15 protein-coding genes are annotated in these 21462 nt (G+C 54.3%); 10 read left to right on the top strand and 5 right to left on the bottom strand.

Annotated features, from left to right (window positions below; genetic code table 11):
* Window positions 1-20: 20 nt before the first annotated feature.
* Window positions 21-1373, bottom strand: a complete 1353-nt coding sequence (gene envZ / locus HVZ39_RS01515; RefSeq protein WP_006687412.1) for a two-component system sensor histidine kinase EnvZ — start codon at window positions 1371-1373, stop codon at window positions 21-23.
* The gene (gene ompR, locus HVZ39_RS01510; protein WP_001157751.1) at window positions 1370-2089 is read right to left on the bottom strand and encodes a two-component system response regulator OmpR; all 720 of its coding nucleotides are present in this window, start codon (window positions 2087-2089) and stop codon (window positions 1370-1372) included. The genes envZ and ompR overlap by 4 nt, the downstream gene beginning before the upstream one ends.
* 225 nt (window positions 2090-2314) lie before the next feature.
* On the opposite strand from ompR, the gene greB reads away from it, so the two are divergent.
* The 6 genes from greB to HVZ39_RS01480 all read left to right on the top strand — a co-directional run bounded on the left by greB (window position 2315) and on the right by HVZ39_RS01480 (window position 9651).
* Window positions 2315-2788, top strand: a complete 474-nt coding sequence (greB, locus tag HVZ39_RS01505) for a transcription elongation factor GreB (protein WP_016154802.1) — start codon at window positions 2315-2317, stop codon at window positions 2786-2788.
* A 98-nt stretch (window positions 2789-2886) separates the two neighbouring features.
* Window positions 2887-5220, top strand: coding sequence for a Tex family protein (locus HVZ39_RS01500; RefSeq protein ID WP_016154803.1), 2334 nt, complete (start codon window positions 2887-2889; stop codon window positions 5218-5220).
* A gap of 431 nt (window positions 5221-5651) precedes the next feature.
* Window positions 5652-5879, top strand: a complete 228-nt coding sequence (feoA, locus tag HVZ39_RS01495) for a ferrous iron transporter A (protein WP_003023519.1) — start codon at window positions 5652-5654, stop codon at window positions 5877-5879.
* An 18-nt stretch (window positions 5880-5897) separates the two neighbouring features.
* Window positions 5898-8216: a Fe(2+) transporter permease subunit FeoB gene (feoB, locus tag HVZ39_RS01490; RefSeq protein ID WP_016157644.1), complete on the top strand. Its 2319-nt coding sequence runs from the start codon at window positions 5898-5900 to the stop codon at window positions 8214-8216.
* A gap of 11 nt (window positions 8217-8227) precedes the next feature.
* Entirely contained in the window at window positions 8228-8464 is a 237-nt protein-coding gene (gene feoC, locus HVZ39_RS01485; protein ID WP_047358169.1) for a [Fe-S]-dependent transcriptional repressor FeoC, read from the top strand.
* 236 nt (window positions 8465-8700) lie between these two features.
* Window positions 8701-9651 carry an Rpn family recombination-promoting nuclease/putative transposase gene (locus HVZ39_RS01480; protein ID WP_181633153.1) on the top strand — a complete coding sequence of 317 codons (951 nt, stop codon included), beginning with the start codon at window positions 8701-8703 and terminating at the stop codon, window positions 9649-9651.
* A gap of 44 nt (window positions 9652-9695) precedes the next feature.
* On the opposite strand, the gene bioH is transcribed toward HVZ39_RS01480, so the two are convergent.
* The gene (gene bioH, locus HVZ39_RS01475) at window positions 9696-10466 is read right to left on the bottom strand and encodes a pimeloyl-ACP methyl ester esterase BioH (RefSeq protein WP_181633152.1); all 771 of its coding nucleotides are present in this window, start codon (window positions 10464-10466) and stop codon (window positions 9696-9698) included.
* 37 nt (window positions 10467-10503) lie between these two features.
* Between bioH and gntX the strand changes: the two genes are divergently transcribed.
* The 3 genes from gntX (at window position 10504) to gntT (ending at window position 13517) form a co-directional block, all read left to right on the top strand.
* Window positions 10504-11187, top strand: a complete 684-nt coding sequence (gene gntX / locus HVZ39_RS01470; RefSeq protein ID WP_016154807.1) for a DNA utilization protein GntX — start codon at window positions 10504-10506, stop codon at window positions 11185-11187.
* A 58-nt stretch (window positions 11188-11245) separates the two neighbouring features.
* Complete coding sequence (gene nfuA / locus HVZ39_RS01465) at window positions 11246-11821, top strand: Fe-S biogenesis protein NfuA (protein WP_181633151.1); 576 nt, start codon at window positions 11246-11248, stop codon at window positions 11819-11821.
* A 379-nt stretch (window positions 11822-12200) separates the two neighbouring features.
* Window positions 12201-13517 carry a gluconate transporter gene (gntT, locus tag HVZ39_RS01460; RefSeq protein ID WP_003023507.1) on the top strand — a complete coding sequence of 439 codons (1317 nt, stop codon included), beginning with the start codon at window positions 12201-12203 and terminating at the stop codon, window positions 13515-13517.
* Between the two features lie 80 nt (window positions 13518-13597).
* Here the strand turns inward: gntT and malQ are convergent, their stop codons facing one another.
* Together malQ and malP are read right to left on the bottom strand one after the other, a co-directional pair.
* Window positions 13598-15685, bottom strand: coding sequence for a 4-alpha-glucanotransferase (gene malQ / locus HVZ39_RS01455; protein WP_049040647.1), 2088 nt, complete (start codon window positions 15683-15685; stop codon window positions 13598-13600).
* A 9-nt stretch (window positions 15686-15694) separates the two neighbouring features.
* The gene (gene malP, locus HVZ39_RS01450; protein ID WP_181633150.1) at window positions 15695-18088 is read right to left on the bottom strand and encodes a maltodextrin phosphorylase; all 2394 of its coding nucleotides are present in this window, start codon (window positions 18086-18088) and stop codon (window positions 15695-15697) included.
* A 629-nt stretch (window positions 18089-18717) separates the two neighbouring features.
* On the opposite strand from malP, the gene malT reads away from it, so the two are divergent.
* Window positions 18718-21423 carry an HTH-type transcriptional regulator MalT gene (gene malT / locus HVZ39_RS01445; RefSeq protein ID WP_047501442.1) on the top strand — a complete coding sequence of 902 codons (2706 nt, stop codon included), beginning with the start codon at window positions 18718-18720 and terminating at the stop codon, window positions 21421-21423.
* Window positions 21424-21462 lie beyond the last annotated feature (39 nt).

Raw genomic sequence — 21462 nt, 5'->3', positions numbered from 1 at the left:
AGGCATTTCGCCTCCCTTTCTTATGCGTCTTTCGTGGTGCCCTGCGCGCGAGTGAAGGGAACCGGAAGCCAGGCGCGGATCGACAACCCTCCTCGTTCACTGGTGCCAATTTCCAGCATACCGTTATGGTTATCGATAATACGCTGCACAATCGCCAGACCCAGGCCCGTGCCGCTGGTACTACGCGCGCTGTCGCCGCGGACAAATGGCTGGAACAGGTGTTTACGCTGCTCCGGCTTGATGCCCGGACCATCATCTTCTACCTGGAACCAGGCGCGATGCGTTTCCGTACCGCTGCTGACCTTAATCCAGCCGTTGCCGTAACGGGCGGCGTTAACCACCATATTGGCAACCGCACGCTTGATCGACAGCGGGTGCATTTTCACCTGAATGCTGCCCGGCAGCAGCGCAGTTTCGATTTCACGTTCATAGCCGCTTTCCGCTGCGACCACTTCGCCTAACACCGAGTTCAGATCCGCCATCTCCATCGGCATCTCCTGACCGGTACGCAGATAATCGATAAACTGCTCGATAATGGCATTACACTCTTCGATGTCCTTATTGATGGATTCCGCGAGATAACCATCCTCTTCGCCCATCATTTCGGTCGCCAGACGAATACGCGTCAGCGGAGTACGTAAATCGTGGCTCACGCCCGCCATTAACAGCGTACGGTCATCGGCCAGTTGCTTCACCCCCGCGGCCATATGGTTAAAGGCTCGGGTAACGGAGCGCACCTCTGAAGCGCCATACTCACGCAGCGGCGGCGGAATAATACCTTTCCCCACCTGCAGCGCCGCATGTTCAAGATCCACCAGAGGCCGGTTCTGGATACGGATAAACAGCCACGCGCCACCGATAGCCAACAGCATAATCGCCAGCGTGTAGCGGAACAGCGGTGAGAAATCGCCCTGATGGATCTCCGTCAGCGGCACGCGTACCCAGATATTGGGCGACAGCCAGGTTTTCAGCCATACGACCGGCGAGCTTTTGTTCACCTCAACACGGACTTCCGTCGGACCGCCCAGCTGCTGCGCCATCTGATGGCTTAAGAATTCATAGTGTTGCGCCCAACGCAGTCCAGCTTCTTCAGCGGCCTCGTTGGAATAGAGGGAAATACCCAGCTCACGATAAATTTCCCGGCGGAATGCGGGCGGCACCACCAGTTGCGTACCGTCCTCCAACTGCAGTTTATCGGTCATCAGCATACGAACTTCGTAGGCCAGGACCTTATTAAACTGCTGGAGGCTCGGCAGTATCGCGAAGTTCAGCACTACCAGGTAAGTCGTCACCAGGCTGGCAAACAGCAAGGTGACGATGAGCAATAACGTGCGGGCAAACGAACTTCGTGGCGAGAAGCGCATTCGCCTCATGCTTTAGAACCGTCCGGAACAAAGACGTAGCCGAGACCCCACACGGTCTGAATGTAGCGCGGATGCGCCGGGTCCTCTTCCACCATACGGCGCAGACGAGAAATCTGGACATCGATAGAACGCTCCATCGCCGAATATTCACGACCACGGGCCAGGTTCATCAGCTTGTCGCGGGACAGCGGCTCGCGCGGGTGGCTTACCAGCGCTTTCAGTACCGCAAATTCCCCGCTGGTGAGCGGCATTGGCTCATCTTCACGGAACATTTCACGCGTACCGAGGTTCAGTTTAAACTTACCAAAAGCAATGACCGCTTCTTCCTGAGAAGGCGCGCCCGGCAGTTCGTTCGCCTGACGACGCAGTACAGCGCGAATACGCGCCAGCAGTTCTCGCGGGTTAAACGGCTTCGGAATGTAATCGTCAGCGCCGATTTCCAGTCCAACGATACGATCGACTTCTTCACCCTTCGCCGTGACCATAATGATCGGCATCGGGTTGCTTTGACTGCGCAGGCGACGGCAAATAGACAGGCCATCTTCTCCCGGCAGCATTAAATCCAGCACCATCAGGTGAAAGGACTCACGGGTCAGCAGACGATCCATCTGCTCAGCGTTAGCGACGCTTCGAACCTGGAAGCCCTGCTCGGTCAGATAACGCTCCAGAAGCGCACGCAAGCGCATGTCGTCATCGACCACCAGAATCTTATAGTTCTCTTGCATTGTTATTACTCCCAAAGGTTCGCAACAATTAAGTGTATATTCTTAAGAAAGCTAACGTGAGTCACCAGCGAATTCTGGTATGAATTCCAGGCTAAATTGTTACAAAGCATATTAAACAGCAGCTTAAGTATACAATGTTTCTCGCAATACATTATTTATTCTGTTGATATGCTCGCGTAATACTAATTGTGCGCATCATCACAGAGTCGAAGGTAAAACAATAAGATGAAAACGCCCCTGATAACCCGCGAAGGGTATGAAAAACTCAAACAAGAGCTGAATTACCTCTGGCGTGAAGAGCGCCCGGAAGTCACCAAAAAGGTTACCTGGGCCGCAAGTCTGGGTGACCGCAGCGAAAATGCCGACTACCAGTATAATAAAAAGCGTCTGCGTGAGATCGACCGCCGTGTCCGTTATTTGACCAAGTGCATGGAGAATTTGAAAATCGTCGATTACTCCCCGCAGCAAGAGGGCAAAGTCTTCTTTGGCGCGTGGGTCGAGATAGAAAATGACGATGGCGACATCCGTAAATTCCGCATTGTCGGCTACGATGAGATCTTCGGTCGTAAAGATTACATTTCTATCGACTCACCGATGGCGCGGGCGCTGCTGAAAAAAGAGGTCGGCGATCTCGCGATAGTCAACACCCCTGGTGGTGAAGCCAGTTGGTACGTGAACGAAATTGAATACGTTAAGTGAGACCGGAACAATCCGAAGCCCCGGTAGATGACTGGCATTTTTGCCAGTCAATCCGTATAACTATCCCCTGATTTTTTATCCTATAGACGAAGCTATCCATGATGAATGATTCTTTCTGCCGCATTATCGCAGGTGAAATTCAGGCTCGTGCTGAACAGGTAGAAGCTGCCGTTCGCCTGCTTGACGAAGGAAACACCGTGCCGTTTATCGCACGTTATCGTAAGGAAATCACCGGCGGTCTGGACGATACGCAACTGCGTAATCTGGAGACCCGTCTGGGATATCTGCGTGAACTGGAAGACCGCCGTCAGGCAATCCTGAAATCTATCGGCGAGCAAGGCAAACTGACCGACGATCTGGCGAACGCGATCAACGGCACGTTAAGTAAGACCGAACTCGAAGATCTCTATCTGCCGTACAAACCTAAGCGCCGCACCCGTGGGCAGATAGCCATTGAGGCCGGACTGGAGCCGCTGGCAGATCTGCTGTGGAACGAACCATCCCACGACCCGGAAACAGAAGCTGCAAAATATCTCAACGCCGAAAACGGCGTGGCCGATACCAAAGCCGCCCTTGATGGCGCACGCTACATTCTGATGGAGCGCTTCGCCGAAGACGCTGCGCTGCTGGCAAAAGTGCGTGATTATTTGTGGAAAAACGCCCATCTGGTTGCCGCCGTGGTTAGTGGCAAAGAAGAGGAAGGCGCTAAGTTCCGCGATTACTTCGATCACCACGAACCTATTTCTACCGTTCCATCCCACCGTGCGCTGGCCATGTTCCGTGGTCGTAACGAAGGCGTGTTGCAGCTTTCACTAAATGCCGATCCGCAATTCGATGAGCCGCCAAAAGAGAGCCACGGCGAGCAGATTATCCAGGATCACCTGGGACTGCGCCTGAACAACGCCCCCGCTGACAGCTGGCGTAAAGGCGTTGTTAGCTGGACGTGGCGCATCAAAGTGCTGATGCACCTTGAAACTGAGCTGATGGGTACCGTGCGTGAACGTGCGGAAGATGAAGCAATCAACGTCTTTGCCCGTAACCTGCATGACCTGCTGATGGCCGCCCCGGCCGGGCTGCGCGCCACAATGGGTCTCGATCCGGGTCTGCGTACCGGTGTAAAAGTGGCGGTGGTTGACGGTACCGGCAAGCTGGTCGCGACCGACACTATTTATCCGCATACCGGCCAGGCAGCCAAAGCCGCCGTTGCCGTGGCGGCGTTGTGTGAAAAATACAACGTTGAGCTGGTCGCGATTGGTAACGGTACGGCGTCGCGTGAAACCGAGCGTTTCTTCCTCGACGTGCAGAAACAATTCCCGAAAGTGACCGCGCAGAAGGTGATCGTCAGCGAAGCCGGGGCATCGGTTTACTCTGCTTCCGAGCTGGCGGCGCTGGAGTTCCCGGATCTCGATGTTTCGCTGCGTGGCGCGGTGTCTATCGCCCGTCGTTTGCAGGATCCGTTGGCGGAGCTGGTGAAAATCGATCCGAAATCTATCGGCGTGGGCCAGTATCAGCACGATGTTAGCCAGACGCAACTGGCGCGCAAGCTGGATGCGGTGGTGGAAGACTGCGTGAACGCCGTCGGCGTCGATCTGAATACCGCTTCCGTGCCGCTGCTGACCCGCGTTGCTGGCCTGACGCGCATGATGGCGCAAAACATCGTCGCCTGGCGCGATGAGAACGGTCAGTTTCAGAACCGTCAGCAACTGCTAAAAGTTAGCCGCCTGGGGCCAAAAGCCTTTGAACAGTGCGCGGGCTTCCTGCGTATCAACCATGGCGATAACCCACTGGATGCATCTACCGTTCACCCGGAAGCTTATCCGATTGTGGAACGCATTCTGGCCGCAACCGAGCAATCGCTGCGTGACCTGATGGGCAACAGCAACGAACTGCGCAATTTGAAAGCAGCCGATTTTACCGACGAACGCTTCGGGGTGCCGACCGTCACCGACATCATCAAAGAGCTGGAAAAACCGGGCCGCGACCCGCGTCCTGAATTTAAAACCGCGCAGTTTGCTGATGGCGTAGAAACCATGAACGATCTGCTGCCGGGAATGATTCTGGAAGGGGCAGTCACTAACGTCACGAACTTCGGCGCGTTTGTTGATATTGGCGTTCATCAGGATGGTCTGGTGCATATCTCTTCATTGTCGAATAAGTTCGTCGAAGATCCACACACCGTGGTGAAAGCGGGCGACATTGTGAAGGTGAAAGTGCTGGAAGTTGACCTGCAACGTAAGCGTATCGCACTGACCATGCGTCTGGACGAGCAGCCGGGTGAAACCAATGCGCGTCGCGGCGGCGGGAATAACGATCGCACTCAAAGCAATCGCCCAGCGCCAAAAGCCGCGAAACCTCGTGGTCGTGACGCACAGCCTGCGGGTAACAGCGCCATGATGGATGCGCTGGCGGCGGCAATGGGTAAAAAACGCTAGTGTGACTTTTGTGCCGGATGGGGGTGTAACCTCCTTATCCGGCTAACTTGTTGCAATTAATTTGTAAGCCGGATAACACGCGTGAGCGTCGCCATCCGGCATATTTAGTCTATTTCCCGCTTTCTACCGCCATATATTTATCACTTCATTAACAGATGAAACCTTAATTAAACATTAAGTTCCTCACTAATTATTTCCGTGAATCATTCGTTCCCAACCAGAATAAATATTGAGGAATATCAAAATTGGCGCAAATTATTATCCAATTGTACATTCCGTCACATTTATTCTATTGATGATAGAAACCATTCTCATTATCATTGATCTGTTGATTATTTACTCTTTCCTTACGTTGGCTAATCATCTGGCCTCATGCCGCCTTGCCGCCCCATGAGGTAATCATCCAGTTAGCGAGATATAAGTAGGTCCCTATGCAATTCACTCCTGACAGTGCGTGGAAAATTACCGGTTTTGCCCGTGAAATCAGCCCGGCTTATCGTCAGAAACTGTTGTCACTTGGCATGCTACCCGGCTCCTCTTTCAACGTGGTACGCGTCGCCCCACTCGGCGATCCTATCCATATCGAAACGCGTCGCGTAAGTCTGGTATTGCGTAAGAAAGATCTGGCGTTATTAGAAGTGGAAGCGGTTTCCTGTTAATACAGTGAGTCTATAAAAATGAAAAAACTAACCATTGGTTTAATTGGCAATCCTAATTCCGGCAAGACAACTTTATTCAACCAGCTTACCGGCGCACGCCAGCGTGTAGGCAACTGGGCAGGCGTTACCGTTGAGCGTAAAGAAGGTCATTTCGCAACGACGGACCACCAGGTCACGCTGGTTGATTTACCCGGCACCTATTCTCTGACGACAATCTCATCCCAGACCTCTCTAGATGAGCAGATCGCCTGTCACTATATTTTAAGCGGCGACGCGGATCTCTTGATCAACGTGGTCGATGCTTCAAACCTTGAACGCAACCTCTACCTGACGTTGCAACTGCTTGAGCTGGGCATCCCCTGCATCGTCGCGTTGAATATGCTGGATATTGCCGAGAAGCAGCAAATCCGTATCGATATCGATGCCCTCTCCGCTCGCCTTGGTTGCCCGGTGGTTCCGCTGGTATCCACCCGCGCCCGCGGCATTGAAGCGCTAAAGCTGGCTATCGATCGCTACAAAGAAAACGACACCGTCGAGCTGGTTCATTATGCCCAGCCGCTGCTGCAGGAAGCGGATTCCCTCGCCGATGCGATGGCCAAAGATATGCCGTTAAAACAGCGCCGCTGGCTGGGCCTGCAGATGCTGGAAGGCGATATCTACAGCCGGGCCTACGCGGGTGATGCCGCGCAAAACCTTGATGCCGCCATTGCACGTCTGAGCGAGACAATGGACGATCCGGCACTGCATATCGCCGATGCGCGCTATCAGTGCATTGCCGCTATCTGCGATACCGTCAGCAACACCCTGACGGCAGAGCCGAGCCGCTTCACCACCGCAGTAGATAAAATCGTCCTCAACCGCTTCCTCGGGCTGCCGATTTTCCTGTTCGTGATGTACCTGATGTTCCTGCTCGCCATCAACATTGGCGGCGCGCTGCAACCGTTGTTTGACGTCGGCTCCGTAGCGCTCTTTATCCATGGTATTCAGTGGATTGGCTACACGCTGCACTTCCCGGACTGGCTCACTATCTTTTTGGCGCAAGGTCTTGGCGGCGGGATTAACACCGTGCTGCCACTGGTACCGCAAATCGGCATGATGTACCTGTTCCTCTCCTTCCTTGAAGACTCCGGTTACATGGCGCGCGCCGCGTTTGTAATGGACCGTCTGATGCAGGCGCTGGGACTGCCGGGCAAATCGTTTGTCCCGCTGATCGTCGGCTTTGGCTGTAACGTACCGTCAGTGATGGGCGCACGTACGCTGGACGCCCCGCGTGAACGTCTGATGACTATCATGATGGCACCGTTTATGTCCTGTGGCGCTCGCCTGGCGATTTTCGCCGTCTTTGCCGCAGCGTTCTTTGGTCAGAACGGTGCGCTGGCGGTCTTCTCACTGTACGTACTGGGTATCGTTATGGCGGTATTGACCGGTCTGATGCTCAAACACACCATCATGCGTGGCGAAGCAACGCCGTTCGTGATGGAGCTGCCGGTGTACCACGTGCCGCACATTAAGAGTCTGATTATTCAGACCTGGCAACGCCTGAAAGGCTTCGTTCTGCGTGCGGGTAAAGTCATCATCATCGTCAGCATTTTCCTCAGCGCGTTTAACAGTTTCTCGCTGAGCGGAAAAATCGTCGACAACATCAACGACTCTGCTCTGGCTTCCGTCAGCCGCGTAATCACGCCGGTCTTTAAGCCGATTGGCGTTCACGAAGATAACTGGCAGGCAACCGTAGGTCTGTTCACCGGCGCGATGGCGAAAGAAGTGGTTGTCGGTACGCTGAACACGCTCTATACCGCAGAAAACATTCAGGAAGAAGAGTTCAACCCGGCAGATTTCCACCTCGGTGACGAGCTGCTCGGCGCGGTAGATGAGACCTGGCAAAGCCTGAAAGACACCTTCAGCCTGAGCGTACTGGCTAACCCTATTGAAGCCAGCAAGGGCGACGGTGAAATGGCTACGGGTGCAATGGGCGTGATGGGCGAAAAATTTGGCAGCGCTGCTGCCGCTTACAGCTACCTGATTTTCGTGCTGCTGTATGTGCCGTGTATTTCGGTAATGGGCGCTATTGCACGTGAATCCAGCCGTGGCTGGATGAGCTTCTCGATTCTGTGGGGCCTGAACATCGCCTACTCTCTGTCGACGCTGTTTTATCAGGCGGTCAGCTACAAAGAGCACCCGACCTACAGCCTGGTGTGCATTTTAGCTGTCATCCTGTTTAACATTGTGTTGCTGGGCCTGCTGCGTCGAGCTCGCAGTCGCGTGGATCTCGCACTGCTGGCGACCAACAGGACGGCAAGCTCCTGCTGTTCCAGCACCACTGGCGACTGCCACTGAGGTTATCGACAATGGCATCGCTTATTCAGGTTCGTGATTTATTGGCTTTGCGGGGACGCATGGAGGCAACTCAAATTAGCCACACGCTGCACACCCCGCAGCCCATGATTGACGCCATGCTGAATCAGTTAGAAAAGATGGGTAAAGCGGTGCGGATTCAGGACGATGCCGACGGGTGTCTTTCCGGAAGCTGCAAGAGCTGCCCGGAAGGTAAAGCCTGCCTGCGCGAGTGGTGGGCTTTGCGCTAGTTCGATGCCGGATGGCGCTACGCTTCCGGTCTAAAAATGACTGCAAACGTCCTGGCCGGATAAAGCGTTTATGCTGATATCCGGCTTTTTGCGTAATGGATTCCACAAAGATGTCTCTGTTTCAGCAAAGCAGATCTATCCTCCAGCCTGTCGCGCATCGTTATCAACTCGTGAATGATTACTGGCGACCAGGGAAGTAGAGTCTCGTCATCTTGTTTCTCAGGTGACGGATCGCCATGAATACTGACACGACTGCTACGCCGCATGACGCGATTTTTAAAACGTTCTTAAACCACCCTGCTACCGCACGCGACTTTCTTCGGCTCCATCTTCCAGCCTCTTTGCAAAAACTGTGCGATCTGAACACGCTACAACTGGAATCGGGCAGCTTTATTGAGGACGATTTGCGCGCGTACTATTCCGATGTGCTGTGGTCATTAAAAACCCGCGAAGGCGATGGCTATATTTACACCATCATGGAGCATCAGAGTACCGCCGATGCCCATATGGCATTTCGGCTGATGCGTTATGCCATTGCGGTCATGCATCGTCATTTGGCTGCAGGTCACAAGAAACTCCCGCTGGTGATACCCATGCTTTTTTATCATGGCGCGGCTAGTCCATACCCCTACTCACTCTGCTGGCTGGACGAATTTGACGACCCAAAGGCCGCCAGACAACTTTATACCTCAGCGTTTCCACTGATCGATATCACCGTGGTTCCCGATGACGAGATCATGCAGCATCGCCGGATGGCGCTGTTGGAACTCATCCAAAAACATATTCGTAAACGCGATTTGATGGGGCTGGTAGAAAAACTGGCCATCCTGCTTATTAAAGGACACGCTAATGACAGCCAGTTGAAAGCCTTGTTTAATTATCTAATGCAGGTCGGGGACACCGCACATTTTACCGAGTTTCTTCATGAGGTCGCCGAACGTTTACCCCAACATAAGGAAAAGTTGATGACTATCGCCGAAAGATTACGACAAGAAGGGCATCTTAATGGTCTTCAGGAAGGTCATATGAAAGGGTTACAAGAGGGGTTACAAACGGGCTTGCAACAAGGTAAACGAGAGGAAGCTTTACGTATTGCATCAACCCTGCAGGCTGATGGTATCGACCCGCTGACCATCTTCAGAATTACCGGCCTGACCGCTGAGGATCTGGCTACACGCAGCCATTAATCTCAAGCCCGGTAAGCGCGGCTCTACCGGGCAACACAACAGATTTATAGGCGTTTTTTTAACGCCACCAGCGCTGCGCAGAACTCTGCAGGATGCGAGATAAACGGTGCATGCGCCGCTTTAGCAAATATCAATGACTCGCTATGCGGCCACAGGGCATCGAGCATTGGGACCACTTTGCGCGGAACCAGTCCATCGAGATAGCCGTACAACCGCAGAAAAGGCATGTTCACAACGCACAGAGGCTCACGCAGATCGACCGTTTTCAGGATCTCCAGTCCGCCATTGAGCACCTCGACCTTCGGCATGGGTAACGCCAGCACTGTTTTCTTCAGTGCTCGCGCATCCTGACGCGCGGTGTCCGTGCCCATCGTCTGCAACGCCAGAAAACGTTCCACCGTACGCTGGAAATCTTCGATCAACTGCTGCTGGAAACCTGCCAGCACTTCTGGCTTGATACCCGGCCACTCGTCGCGCGCACTAAAGCAAGGGGAAGACGCCACGGTCACCAGCGCCTGAACACGTTCAGGATGGGTTAACGCCACCTGGCTTGCGACCAGCCCGCCCAGACTCCAGCCGAGCCAGATGGCTTTCTCCGGTGCCTGTTTTACTACCCGCTCAGCCATCTCTTCCAGCGACATTGCGCCGAACCCCTGGCTGCGACCAAATCCCGGTAAGTCGACAAGATGCAGCGTGAAATGCGAACTCAATTCCTCGCTTATGCAATGCCAAACTTGCGCATTCAGTCCCCATCCGTGCAGCAGCACAAGATGGCAATTTCCCGAACCCTGGGTCTGCCACCAGATGTCATTCATCAGTTATTGTTCTCTTTTAGCCTGAAAGGATGCTTCTATGCTAACAGTACCGGGATTGTGCTGGCTATGCCGAATGCCCCTGACGTTAGGGCATTGGGGGATCTGTTCAGTCTGCACACGGGCAACGCATCAGCACGTCAGCCGGTGCCCTCAATGTGGACTTCCTGCCGCGCATACCGTCGTTCCCTGCGGGCGCTGTCTGCAAAAACCACCTCCGTGGCAGCGACTGGTTACCGTCAGCGACTATGCTCCGCCGTTGAGCGGGCTTATCCACCAGCTCAAGTTTTCCCGACGTGGCGAAATGGCCCCCGCTCTTTCACGCTTGCTGTTGCTGGAGGTATTACAGGCCCGGCGCGTCAGCGGTCTTCCTCTGCCGGACAGGCTCGTCAGCGTCCCGCTCTGGCAACGCCGGCACTGGCGCAGAGGGTTTAATCAGAGCGACTTACTGTGTCGTCCCCTGGCCCGCTGGCTGGGCTGCGACTGGGACAGCCGGGCCATCACGCGGGTTCGGGCAACCGCCACACAGCACCATCTCAGCGCCCGATTACGTAAACGTAACCTGAAAAACGCCTTTCGCCTTGAATTGCCAGTGCAGGGACTCCATATGGTCATTGTGGATGATGTCGTCACTACCGGAAGTACCGTCGCGGAAATCGCGCAGCTGCTTTTACGCAACGGCGCGGCGACTGTCCAGGTATGGTGCCTGTGTCGAACCTTGTAGAGCCTCGATGATGGGCGTATTATAACCAAGTAAAATAGTCAACTATTAGGCCATTACTATGATCCATATTTCCGATGCTGCACAAGCGCACTTTGCCAAACTGCTGGCAAATCAGGAAGAAGGGACACAAATCCGCGTATTTGTGATTAATCCCGGCACGCCTAACGCTGAATGCGGCGTTTCTTATTGTCCGCCGGACGCCGTGGAAGCAACCGACACCGCCATTAAATTTGACCTGCTGACCGCATATGTTGATGAACTGAGCTCACCGTATCTGGAAGATGCAGAAATCGATTTCGTTACCGACCAGTTAGGCTCCCAACTGACCCTGAAAGCACCAAACGCCAAAATGCGTAAAGTTGCCGATGATGCGCCGCTGATGGAACGCGTGGAGTACATGTTGCAATCGCAGATCAACCCACAGCTGGCAGGTCACGGTGGTCGCGTCTCTCTGATGGAAATCACCGATGAAGGCTACGCTATTCTGCAGTTTGGCGGCGGATGTAACGGCTGTTCAATGGTAGATGTAACGCTGAAAGAAGGTATCGAGAAGCAGCTGCTGGCTGAATTCCCTGAACTGAAAGGCGTTCGCGATTTAACCGAACACCAGCGCGGCGAGCACTCTTACTACTAACGCCTCAACCTGTCGAGTTTCCGTAGGCCCGTTAAGACGCATCCGCGCCGCCATCGGGCATTGATGCCGGATGGCAGCGTAATCGCTTTATCCGGCCTACAACCTTGCATTTCTCCGCATATTTCCTGCAACAATCCCCCTCATAATTTGACCAGCCTCTCATAATTTAAATTTTGCCTGCCCAGGTGATTTTCAAGCGCCGCATGTTACCCGTATCATTCGCATCAGCACCTAACACACACATAACAGCCAGCTAAACTGATTAGTTTTGAAGGCAACCAGCATTGGTGCTGAGAATGCTCTGTTCCCGGTCGGGACAATCGGAATTTGTCATCTAAACACTGACGTTACCCATAACAAAGTAAAGGCCAGGTAAATCATGCCATTAGTCATCGTTGCTATCGGTGTAATCTTGTTACTCCTCCTGATGATCCGTTTCAAAATGAACGGCTTCATCGCTCTCGTCCTGGTGGCGCTTGCTGTCGGATTGATGCAAGGGATGCCACTGGATAAAGTCATCGGTTCGATTAAAGCCGGCGTCGGCGGAACCCTTGGCAGCCTCGCCCTGATTATGGGTTTTGGCGCCATGCTGGGCAAAATGCTGGCGGACTGCGGCGGCGCACAGCGCATCGCAACCACCCTGATTGCTAAATTCGGCAAAAAACATATTCAGTGGGCGGTGGTATTAACCGGCTTCACCGTCGGTTTTGCCCTGTTCTACGAAGTCGGCTTCGTGCTGATGCTGCCGCTGGTGTTCACCATCGCCGCTGCTGCCAACATCCCGCTGCTGTATGTTGGCGTGCCGATGGCTGCAGCGCTGTCCGTAACTCACGGCTTCCTGCCGCCGCACCCAGGTCCGACCGCTATTGCCACCATTTTCCACGCAGATATGGGTAAAACCCTGCTGTTTGGTACGATTCTGGCAATCCCGACCGTTATTCTCGCCGGTCCGGTGTACGCTCGCTTCCTGAAAGGCATCGATAAGCCAATCCCGGAAGGTCTGTACAGCGCGAAAACGTTTACCGAAGAAGAGATGCCTGGCTTTGGCGTCAGCGTCTGGACCTCCCTGGTACCGGTTATCCTGATGGCGATGCGCGCCGTGGCGGAGATGATTCTGCCAAAAGGCCACGCTTTCCTGACGGTGGCAGAATTCCTGGGTGACCCGGTTATGGCAACGCTTATCGCGGTGCTGATTGCGATGTTCACTTTTGGTCTGAACCGTGGACGTTCGATGGATCAGATCAACGACACGCTGGTGTCCTCAATCAAAATCATCGCGATGATGCTGTTGATCATTGGTGGTGGCGGTGCCTTCAAACAGGTCCTGGTGGATAGCGGCGTGGACAAGTACATCGCGTCAATGATGCACGGTTCAAACGTTTCTCCGCTGCTGATGGCATGGTCTATCGCTGCGGTACTGCGTATCGCACTGGGCTCCGCAACCGTTGCAGCGATCACCGCTGGTGGGATTGTGGCACCGCTGATTGCAACGACCGGCGTAAGCCCTGAGCTAATGGTTATTGCGGTTGGTTCCGGTTCCGTCATTTTCTCCCACGTCAACGATCCGGGCTTCTGGCTGTTCAAGGAGTACTTCAACTTGACCATCGGTGAAACCATCAAGTCATGGTCAATGCTGGAAACCATTATCTCCGTCTGCGGTCTGGTAGGGTGTCTGCTGCTGGGTATGGTGGTCTGATAAAACTGTGCCGGGTGGCGCTTCGCTTACCCGGCCTACCTCCTATCACCCTAAAAAAGCCGGGGAAATCCCCGGCTTTATTACTTCTTCTTCGCGGCCGCTTTTCGGCGCTTATCCAAATCCTTAATCAGCTTGTTCACACCGTCATCGGCAAACATCTGCTCCAGCGTGGCGGTGAGCTTACGCCGCCAGTTTTTGTACTGGTCGCTGGTCCCGGGAATATTGACCGGCTCAGCCATATCCAGCCAGTCTTCCGGTTGCAGGCCCAACAGCGCACTGTTGCTGTCAGCGATGTAGCGTTGCATGCCGCGATTAAGAATCGGCGTCATCGACATCAGTGACGCCTTGTGACCAGCACGTTTTGGCAGGCACCCGTATTTGTGCAACGCGTCCAGCAGCCCCTGTTTCGCCAGTTCTCTGTCCTGATACAACCCACGCAGCACGACTTCATCCGGATACAGACCCAGTGCCTTACCCAGCGTCAGATCGCCGCTATCCCAATAACCTTTAAGCGTAGGAAGGTCATGCGTCGCCGCGACTGCCATTGATTGTTCCGGGTACGCTTTCGGCGCGCGGAAGTTTTTCTCATGGTCATTCTCAAAATAAAGCACTTTGTAGGAGTACACTCCGCTGTCACGCAGCTTGCTGACGATCTCTACCGGCACAGTCCCCAGATCTTCACCAATTACCATGCAGTGATGACGTTTACTTTCCAGCGCCAGAATTGAAAGCAGATCGTCGACCGGATAATGCACGTAGGCGCCGTGATCGGCAGTTTCACCGTAAGGGATCCACCACAGACGCAGCATCGACATAACATGGTCGATACGCAACGCACCGCAGTTCTGCATATTGGCACGCAGCAGTTCGATAAACGGTTCGTAAGCGCGTGCCGTGATGATATGCGGATCCATCGGCGGCAATCCCCAGTTTTGCCCGAGCGGACCGAGAATATCCGGCGGTGCGCCAACCGAGGCTTTCAGGCAATACAACTCGCGGTCGCACCAGGTTTCCGCCCCGCCTTCGGCCACGCCGACAGCCAGATCGCGATATAATCCAATCGGCATCGCAAAGCCCTGGCTGGTTTTCCAGCAATCAGCAAACTGGGTATACGCCAGCCACTGCAACCACAGGTAGAAATCCACTTCATCACGATGCTCTTCGCAAAAGCGTTTTACCTCTGGCGAATCCACCGACTGGAAAGCTTGCGGCCACACCGGCCAGCCCCAGCGCAGTGCGTCCTCTTTCACCTGATGTGCATGCAGCGCGTCAAAGGCCGCCTGCCAGTACAGGCTATCCCCTTCCTGAATCACAAACTGACGAAATGCCGCCATCTGCTCATCGTCACGTGCAGAGAAGCTTTTCCACGCCATACGCAGCGCTGTCATCTTCAATGCGGTAACGGCAGAATAATCAACCCACTCGGTATCACGCGCGCGTTGCAGAGCTTGCTGAGTCGCGGGTTTCTGCCACCAGGCCTGCGCCTCTTTACTCAGGCGAAAATCGTCTACTGCGTTCACATCTATATAAATAACGTTCAGCCAGCGGCGTGACGACGGGCTGTACGGACTGGCACTCTCCGGGTTCGCCGGATACAGCGCGTGAATCGGATTCAGGCCGATAAACGCGCCGCCGCGTTGCGCCACCTCCACCAGCATGGCACGGAGATCGCCAAAGTCGCCAATCCCCCAGTTTTTTTCTGAACGCAGGGTATAGAGCTGAACGCATGCGCCCCACAGCTTCTGCCCGGCTAACAGAGCCTGCGGCTCATAGCAGCGTTTCGGCGCGACGATGATGCGGCAATGGGTACGCAACTCCCCCTGGGTGAGGGTAAGCGTGTGATACCCTTCCGGCAGCTTCGCCGGAAGGTTGAACGATTTACCGCCGACGGCATGTCCTTTGTGCTGCACGCCCTCTTCGGTGGTCAGCAGCCAGGTAAACTCTCCGCGTCCCTCAACTGCCAGCGGCATTTTCTTACCAGCGGTATAAACCATGACATTCGGCACCGGGGTCACCGCCACCTGAGCGGTGGCGGTGGAGCGATGCATAGCGTCAAGCAAACGCCGCTTGGTTTCGACGCCAATAGACTGCGGTTTACCGTGGGCATTAATGTAATTGGGGCTGATCCCCGCCGCCAACGCGGCATTATCCAGACGTTTGCTTTCCATCGCGGTTCCTTAACGTTTCGCCTGCCAGATACGAGTCTGATAATCGCGGATGGAGCGATCCGAACTGAACATGCCGCAACGCGCGGTATTCAGAATCGCCGCCCGGGTCCAGGCTTCCTGGTCACGATACAACACGTCAACCTGCTTCTGGGCTTCAACATAGGCCGCGAAGTCCGCCATTAACAGATACGGGTCACCGCCCTGCTTGCCGATACTGTGCAGCATCTGGTCGAAGGCATGTTTATCGCCGTCGCTGTACTTCCCGCTTTCCAGCTCTTTCAGAACAGCATCCAGCACTTTATCTTTCTTACGCCATTTCACCGGGTCGTAACCTTTGGCCTTGAGCGCCTTCACCTCTTCCACGGTATGACCAAAGATAAAGATATTCTCGTCACCTACCTTCTCGGCGATTTCGACGTTTGCGCCATCCAGCGTACCGACGGTTAACGCACCGTTCAGCGCCAGCTTCATGTTACCGGTGCCGGAAGCCTCTTTCCCTGCGGTGGAGATTTGCTCAGAGATATCCGCCGCTGGGATCAACATTTCCGCCGCCGAGACACAATAATCCGGCAGGAATACGACCTTCAGCTTGTCGCCCACTTGCGGGTCGTTATTGATGGTTTCTGCAACCTTGTTAATGGCGAAGATGATATTTTTCGCCAGGTAGTAACCCGGAGCGGCTTTCGCGCCAAACAGGAATACGCGCGGCACGCGATCGGCCTGCGGGTTCTCACGGATTTCTTTGTACAACGCCAGAATATGCAGCAAGTTGAGGTGCTGACGCTTGTACTCATGCAGGCGTTTAATCTGAATATCAAAGAGAGCGTTTGTCGTTATCTCAATACCGGTACGCGCTTTAATAAACTTCACCAGACGCGCTTTGTTCGCCAGCTTGATGTCACGATACTGCTGACGAAACTTCGCGTCGTCGGCGTATTTTTCCAGGTTAATCAACTGATCGAGGTCGTTGGCCCACTCTTTTTTCAGCGATTTATCCAGCAGCGCGGCAAGTGCCGGGTTGCACTGCTTAATCCAGCGACGCGGAGTAATCCCGTTAGTGACGTTATGGAATTTGTTCGGCCAGAGCTGATGATATTCCGGGAACAGATCCTTCACCACCAAATCGGAGTGCAGCGCCGCCACGCCGTTAACCGCAAAGCCGCTGACCACGCACATGTTGGCCATACGCACCTGTTTGTTGTGCACCACCGCCAGCTTCGCCCAAACTTCAGCGTCACCCGGCCAGGTTTTATCGACCAGCTTCTTAAAGCGGTCGTTAATCTCTTTGATGATTTGCATATGGCGCGGCAGTAGTGCTTTCACCAGCTTCTCGTCCCAGCACTCCAGCGCCTCTGGCATCAAAGTGTGGTTGGTATAAGCAAAGGTCTTACTGGTAATAGCCCACGCATCGTCCCAGCTCATCTGGTGCTCATCAATCAGCACACGCAGTAGCTCAGGGATGGCGATGGTCGGGTGAGTATCGTTGAGCTGAATCACCTCAAAATCAGCCAGCTCATGCAGTTTACGCCCTGCCAGATGATGGCGGCGCAGAATGTCAGCTACGGAGCAAGCGCACTGGAAGTATTGCTGCATCAGGCGCAGCTTTTTACCCGCGGTGTGGTTGTCGTTCGGGTACAGCACTTTGGTCAGTTTTTCAGCGTCGATGCCCTGCTGCTCTGCGCGCAGGAAATCGCCGTCATTAAATTTGGTCAGGTTAAACGGATGCGCGTGGCTGGCCTGCCACAGACGTAGCGGTTGCGCCACGCCGTTACGGTAGCCGAGAACCGGTAGATCCCAGGCCTGGCCGGTGATAACAAACCCCGGCTCCCAGTGCCCTTCTTTGGTGACCTTGCCGCCAATCCCTACTTGCACATCCAGTGCCTCGTTGTGACGGAACCACGGATAGCTGCCGCGATGCCAGTCATCCGGGGCTTCCATCTGCTGCCCATCGGCAAATGACTGACGGAACAGGCCGTACTGGTAGTTGAGACCATAGCCCGTCGCCGATTGACCGACTGTCGCCATCGAATCAAGGAAGCAGGCCGCCAGGCGCCCCAATCCACCGTTACCCAGCGCCGGGTCGATCTCTTCTTCCAGCAGATCGGTCAGGTTGACGTCATGCGCTTTCAGCTCATCGCTCACCGCCTGATACCAGCCGAGATTGAGTAAGTTGTTGCCGGTCAGACGGCCAATCAAAAACTCCATCGAGATGTAGTTAACATGGCGCTGATTTTTTGCCGGCTTCGCCGCAGGCTGGGCGCTGAGTAACTCAGCCAACGCCCCACTCACTGCCTGCCACCACTGGCGCGACGTCATTTCTTGAGCCGACAGTAAACCGAAGCGCTGCCACTGACGCGTCAGGGCAGCCTGAAATTGATCTTTGTTGAAAGTAGGCTGTGACATAGGGGTTCCAGATCCTTAGGTAATAAAACAACGTTATCGCTAGTTTGCCAGGCTCGTTGTTGACCTTCCTCATCCTGGCACGGATTAGGCAGGGAGGAGGAGCGGGGATGAGCATAAAAGTGTGATCGCCGCCACTTAAAGGGGGTGTTATCGCCCGTAAATTCGCGTAAGCCCGGCATAACGCCCCTGTAATGCCCAACGGACGACGCATTAATAACAAGAGATAAATCGACAATATCAAATAGAGGGGTGACGATGGGAAACAATCTGTAAACAGAGAAATAGTTTCTAACCTGAAATATCCAAGGTGGATAAGATAATTCACATAAAACTTTTAAGTCGGCCACAAAATTCGGCTCTTTACATTAAGCAACTGAGTAACCTTATAAAAAGGGAGGTATTTTTCGGCTCAGCCAAAATACCGACGGATCCAGTCGCCACGCCTGTTGTGACTCTTTAAAGCAATTAATGTAATAGATGTTTAGATTTGTGACATAGTGCAAAATCAGACACACAAAAAGTCCGCTTAGCTTGCATAAAACACTAATCTGGCCGACCTTATATCTATTAATTACGAAGCGCAAAAAAAATCATTTTTCCCCATTTTCACACAGTGAAGTGACTAACTTATGTTGATTCCGTCTAAATTAAGTCGTCCGGTTCGACTCGACCATACGGTGGTTCGTGAGCGCCTGTTGGCTAAACTTTCCGGCGCGAACAATTTCAGGCTTGCCCTGATAACAAGTCCTGCTGGTTATGGAAAAACAACGTTGGTTTCACAATGGGCAGCGGGGAAGAACGAATTAGGCTGGTACTCTCTGGATGAAGGCGATAATCAACAAGAGCGCTTTGCCAGCTATCTGATCGCCGCTATCCAACAGGCAACCGGTGGACACTGCACCACCAGCGAAGCAATGGTGCAAAAGCGCCAATACGCCAGCCTGACGTCACTGTTTGCGCAGCTATTTATTGAACTGGCCGAGTGGCACCGCCCGCTCTACCTGGTAGTGGATGATTATCATCTCATCTCCAATCCGGCAATTCACGAAGCGATGCGTTTCTTCCTGCGTCATCAGCCTGAGAACCTCACGCTGGTCGTGCTGTCGCGCAACCTGCCGCAGTTGGGTATTGCCAACCTGCGAGTACGCGATCAGTTGCTGGAGATAGGCAGCCAACAGCTGGCGTTTAACCACCAGGAAGCCAAACAATTTTTCGATCGACGTTTGTCCTCGCCTATCGAAGCGGCAGAAAGCAGCCGGATGTGCGATGACGTTGCTGGCTGGGCCACGGCGTTACAGCTGATTGCCCTCTCCGCCCGCCAGAACAACCACTCTGCACACCAGTCCGCACGCCGCCTCGCCGGGATCAACGCCAGCCATCTGTCCGATTATCTGGTTGATGAAGTGCTGGACAGCGTCGACCTCGGCACCCGTCACTTCCTGCTGAAAAGCGCCATTCTGCGCTCAATGAACGACGCACTGATCGTCCGGGTCACCGGGGAAGAAAACGGCCAGATGCGGCTGGAGGAGATTGAGCGCCAGGGATTATTCTTGCAGCGGATGGATGACGTCGGTGAGTGGTTCAGCTACCACCCGCTGTTTGGCAGCTTTTTACGCCAGCGCTGTCAGTGGGAGCTGGCAAGCGAACTGCCCGAAATACACCGCGCCGCCGCTGAAAGCTGGATGGCGCAAGGCTTCCCCAGCGAAGCTATCCACCACGCGCTGGCGGCAGGCGACGCCCATATGCTACGCGATATCCTGCTTAACCATGCGTGGGGACTGTTTAACCACAGCGAACTGACATTACTGGAAGAGTCGCTGAAAGCCCTGCCGTGGGAAAGTCTGCTGGAAAATCCGCGTCTGGTGCTGCTACAAGCCTGGCTGATGCAAAGCCAGCACCGCTACGGCGAGGTTAATACCCTGCTGGCGCGCGCTGAGCAGGAAATGAAAGGCGACATGGAACCGACGCTGCACGCCGAATTTAACGCCCTGCGTGCGCAGGTCGCGATTAACGACGGAAATCCTGACGAAGCCGAGCGCCTGGCAAAGCTGGCGCTGGATGAGTTACCCATCGCCTGGTTCTATAGCCGCATCGTCGCCACCTCGGTACACGGTGAAGTCCTGCACTGTAAGGGCGATCTCACGCGTTCTCTGGCGTTAATGCAGCAAACCGAGCAAATGGCGCGCCATCATGACGTCTGGCATTACGCGCTGTGGAGTTTAATCCAGCAAAGCGAAATTTTGTTTGCCCAGGGCTTTTTACAGGCCGCCTGGGAGACTCAGGAAAAAGCGTTTCAGCTGATCAAAGAGCAGCATCTGGAACAGTTGCCGATGCACGAGTTCCTGGTGCGTATTCGCGCGCAGCTGCTGTGGGCATGGGCGCGCCTGGACGAATCGGAAGCGTCTGCCCGCGCGGGTATTGAACTGCTTTCCACATTCCAGCCGCAGCAACAGCTACAGTGCCTGGCGCTGCTGATTCAATGTTCGCTGGCCCGGGGGGATCTGGACAATGCGCGTAGCCTGCTCAACCGCCTGGAAAACCTGCTGGGTAACGGCCACTATCACAGTGACTGGATCTCAAACGCCGATAAGGTACGGGTGATTTACTGGCAAATGGTGGGCGACAAAAACTCGGCCGCCAACTGGCTGCGCCACACGCCGAAACCGGAATTCGCCAATAACCACTTTCTGCAAAGCCAGTGGCGCAACATCGCCCGCGCGCAGATCCTGCTGGGCGAGTTTGAACCGGCTGAGATTGTGCTGGAAGAGTTGAATGAAAATGCGCGCAATCTGCGCCTGATGAGCGATCTGAACCGTAACCTGCTGCTGCTTAATCAGCTCTACTGGCAGGCAGGGCGCAAAAATGACGCACAGCGCGTGTTACTCGACGCGCTGCAGCTGGCGAACCGCACCGGATTTATCAGTCACTTTGTCATTGAAGGTGAGGCCATGGCGCAGCAACTGCGTCAGCTGATTCAGCTCAATACCTTACCGGAACTCGATCAGCACCGCGCCCAGCGTATTTTGCGTGAGATTAACCAGCATCACCGCCATAAATTCGCCCACTTCGATGAAGGGTTCGTTGAGCGTCTGCTTACTCACCCGGAAGTACCGGAGCTTATCCGCACCAGCCCGCTGACCCAGCGCGAATGGCAGGTTCTGGGACTGATTTATTCGGGCTACAGCAACGAGCAGATCGCCGGAGAATTGGCCGTCGCGGCAACGACCATCAAGACGCACATCCGCAATTTGTATCAAAAGCTCGGCGTCGCACACCGCCAGGATGCGGTGCAACATGCGCAGAAACTGCTGAAAATGATGGGGTATGGGGTTTAGTTAATGCCTGATACGCTACGCTTATCAGGCCTGGAATTA

Origin of the sequence: Citrobacter sp. RHB35-C21 (assembly GCF_013816515.1) — a bacterium.
Classification (GTDB): Bacteria; Pseudomonadota; Gammaproteobacteria; order Enterobacterales; family Enterobacteriaceae; genus Citrobacter; species Citrobacter braakii.
This window is presented reverse-complemented; position numbering and strand designations above follow the sequence as displayed.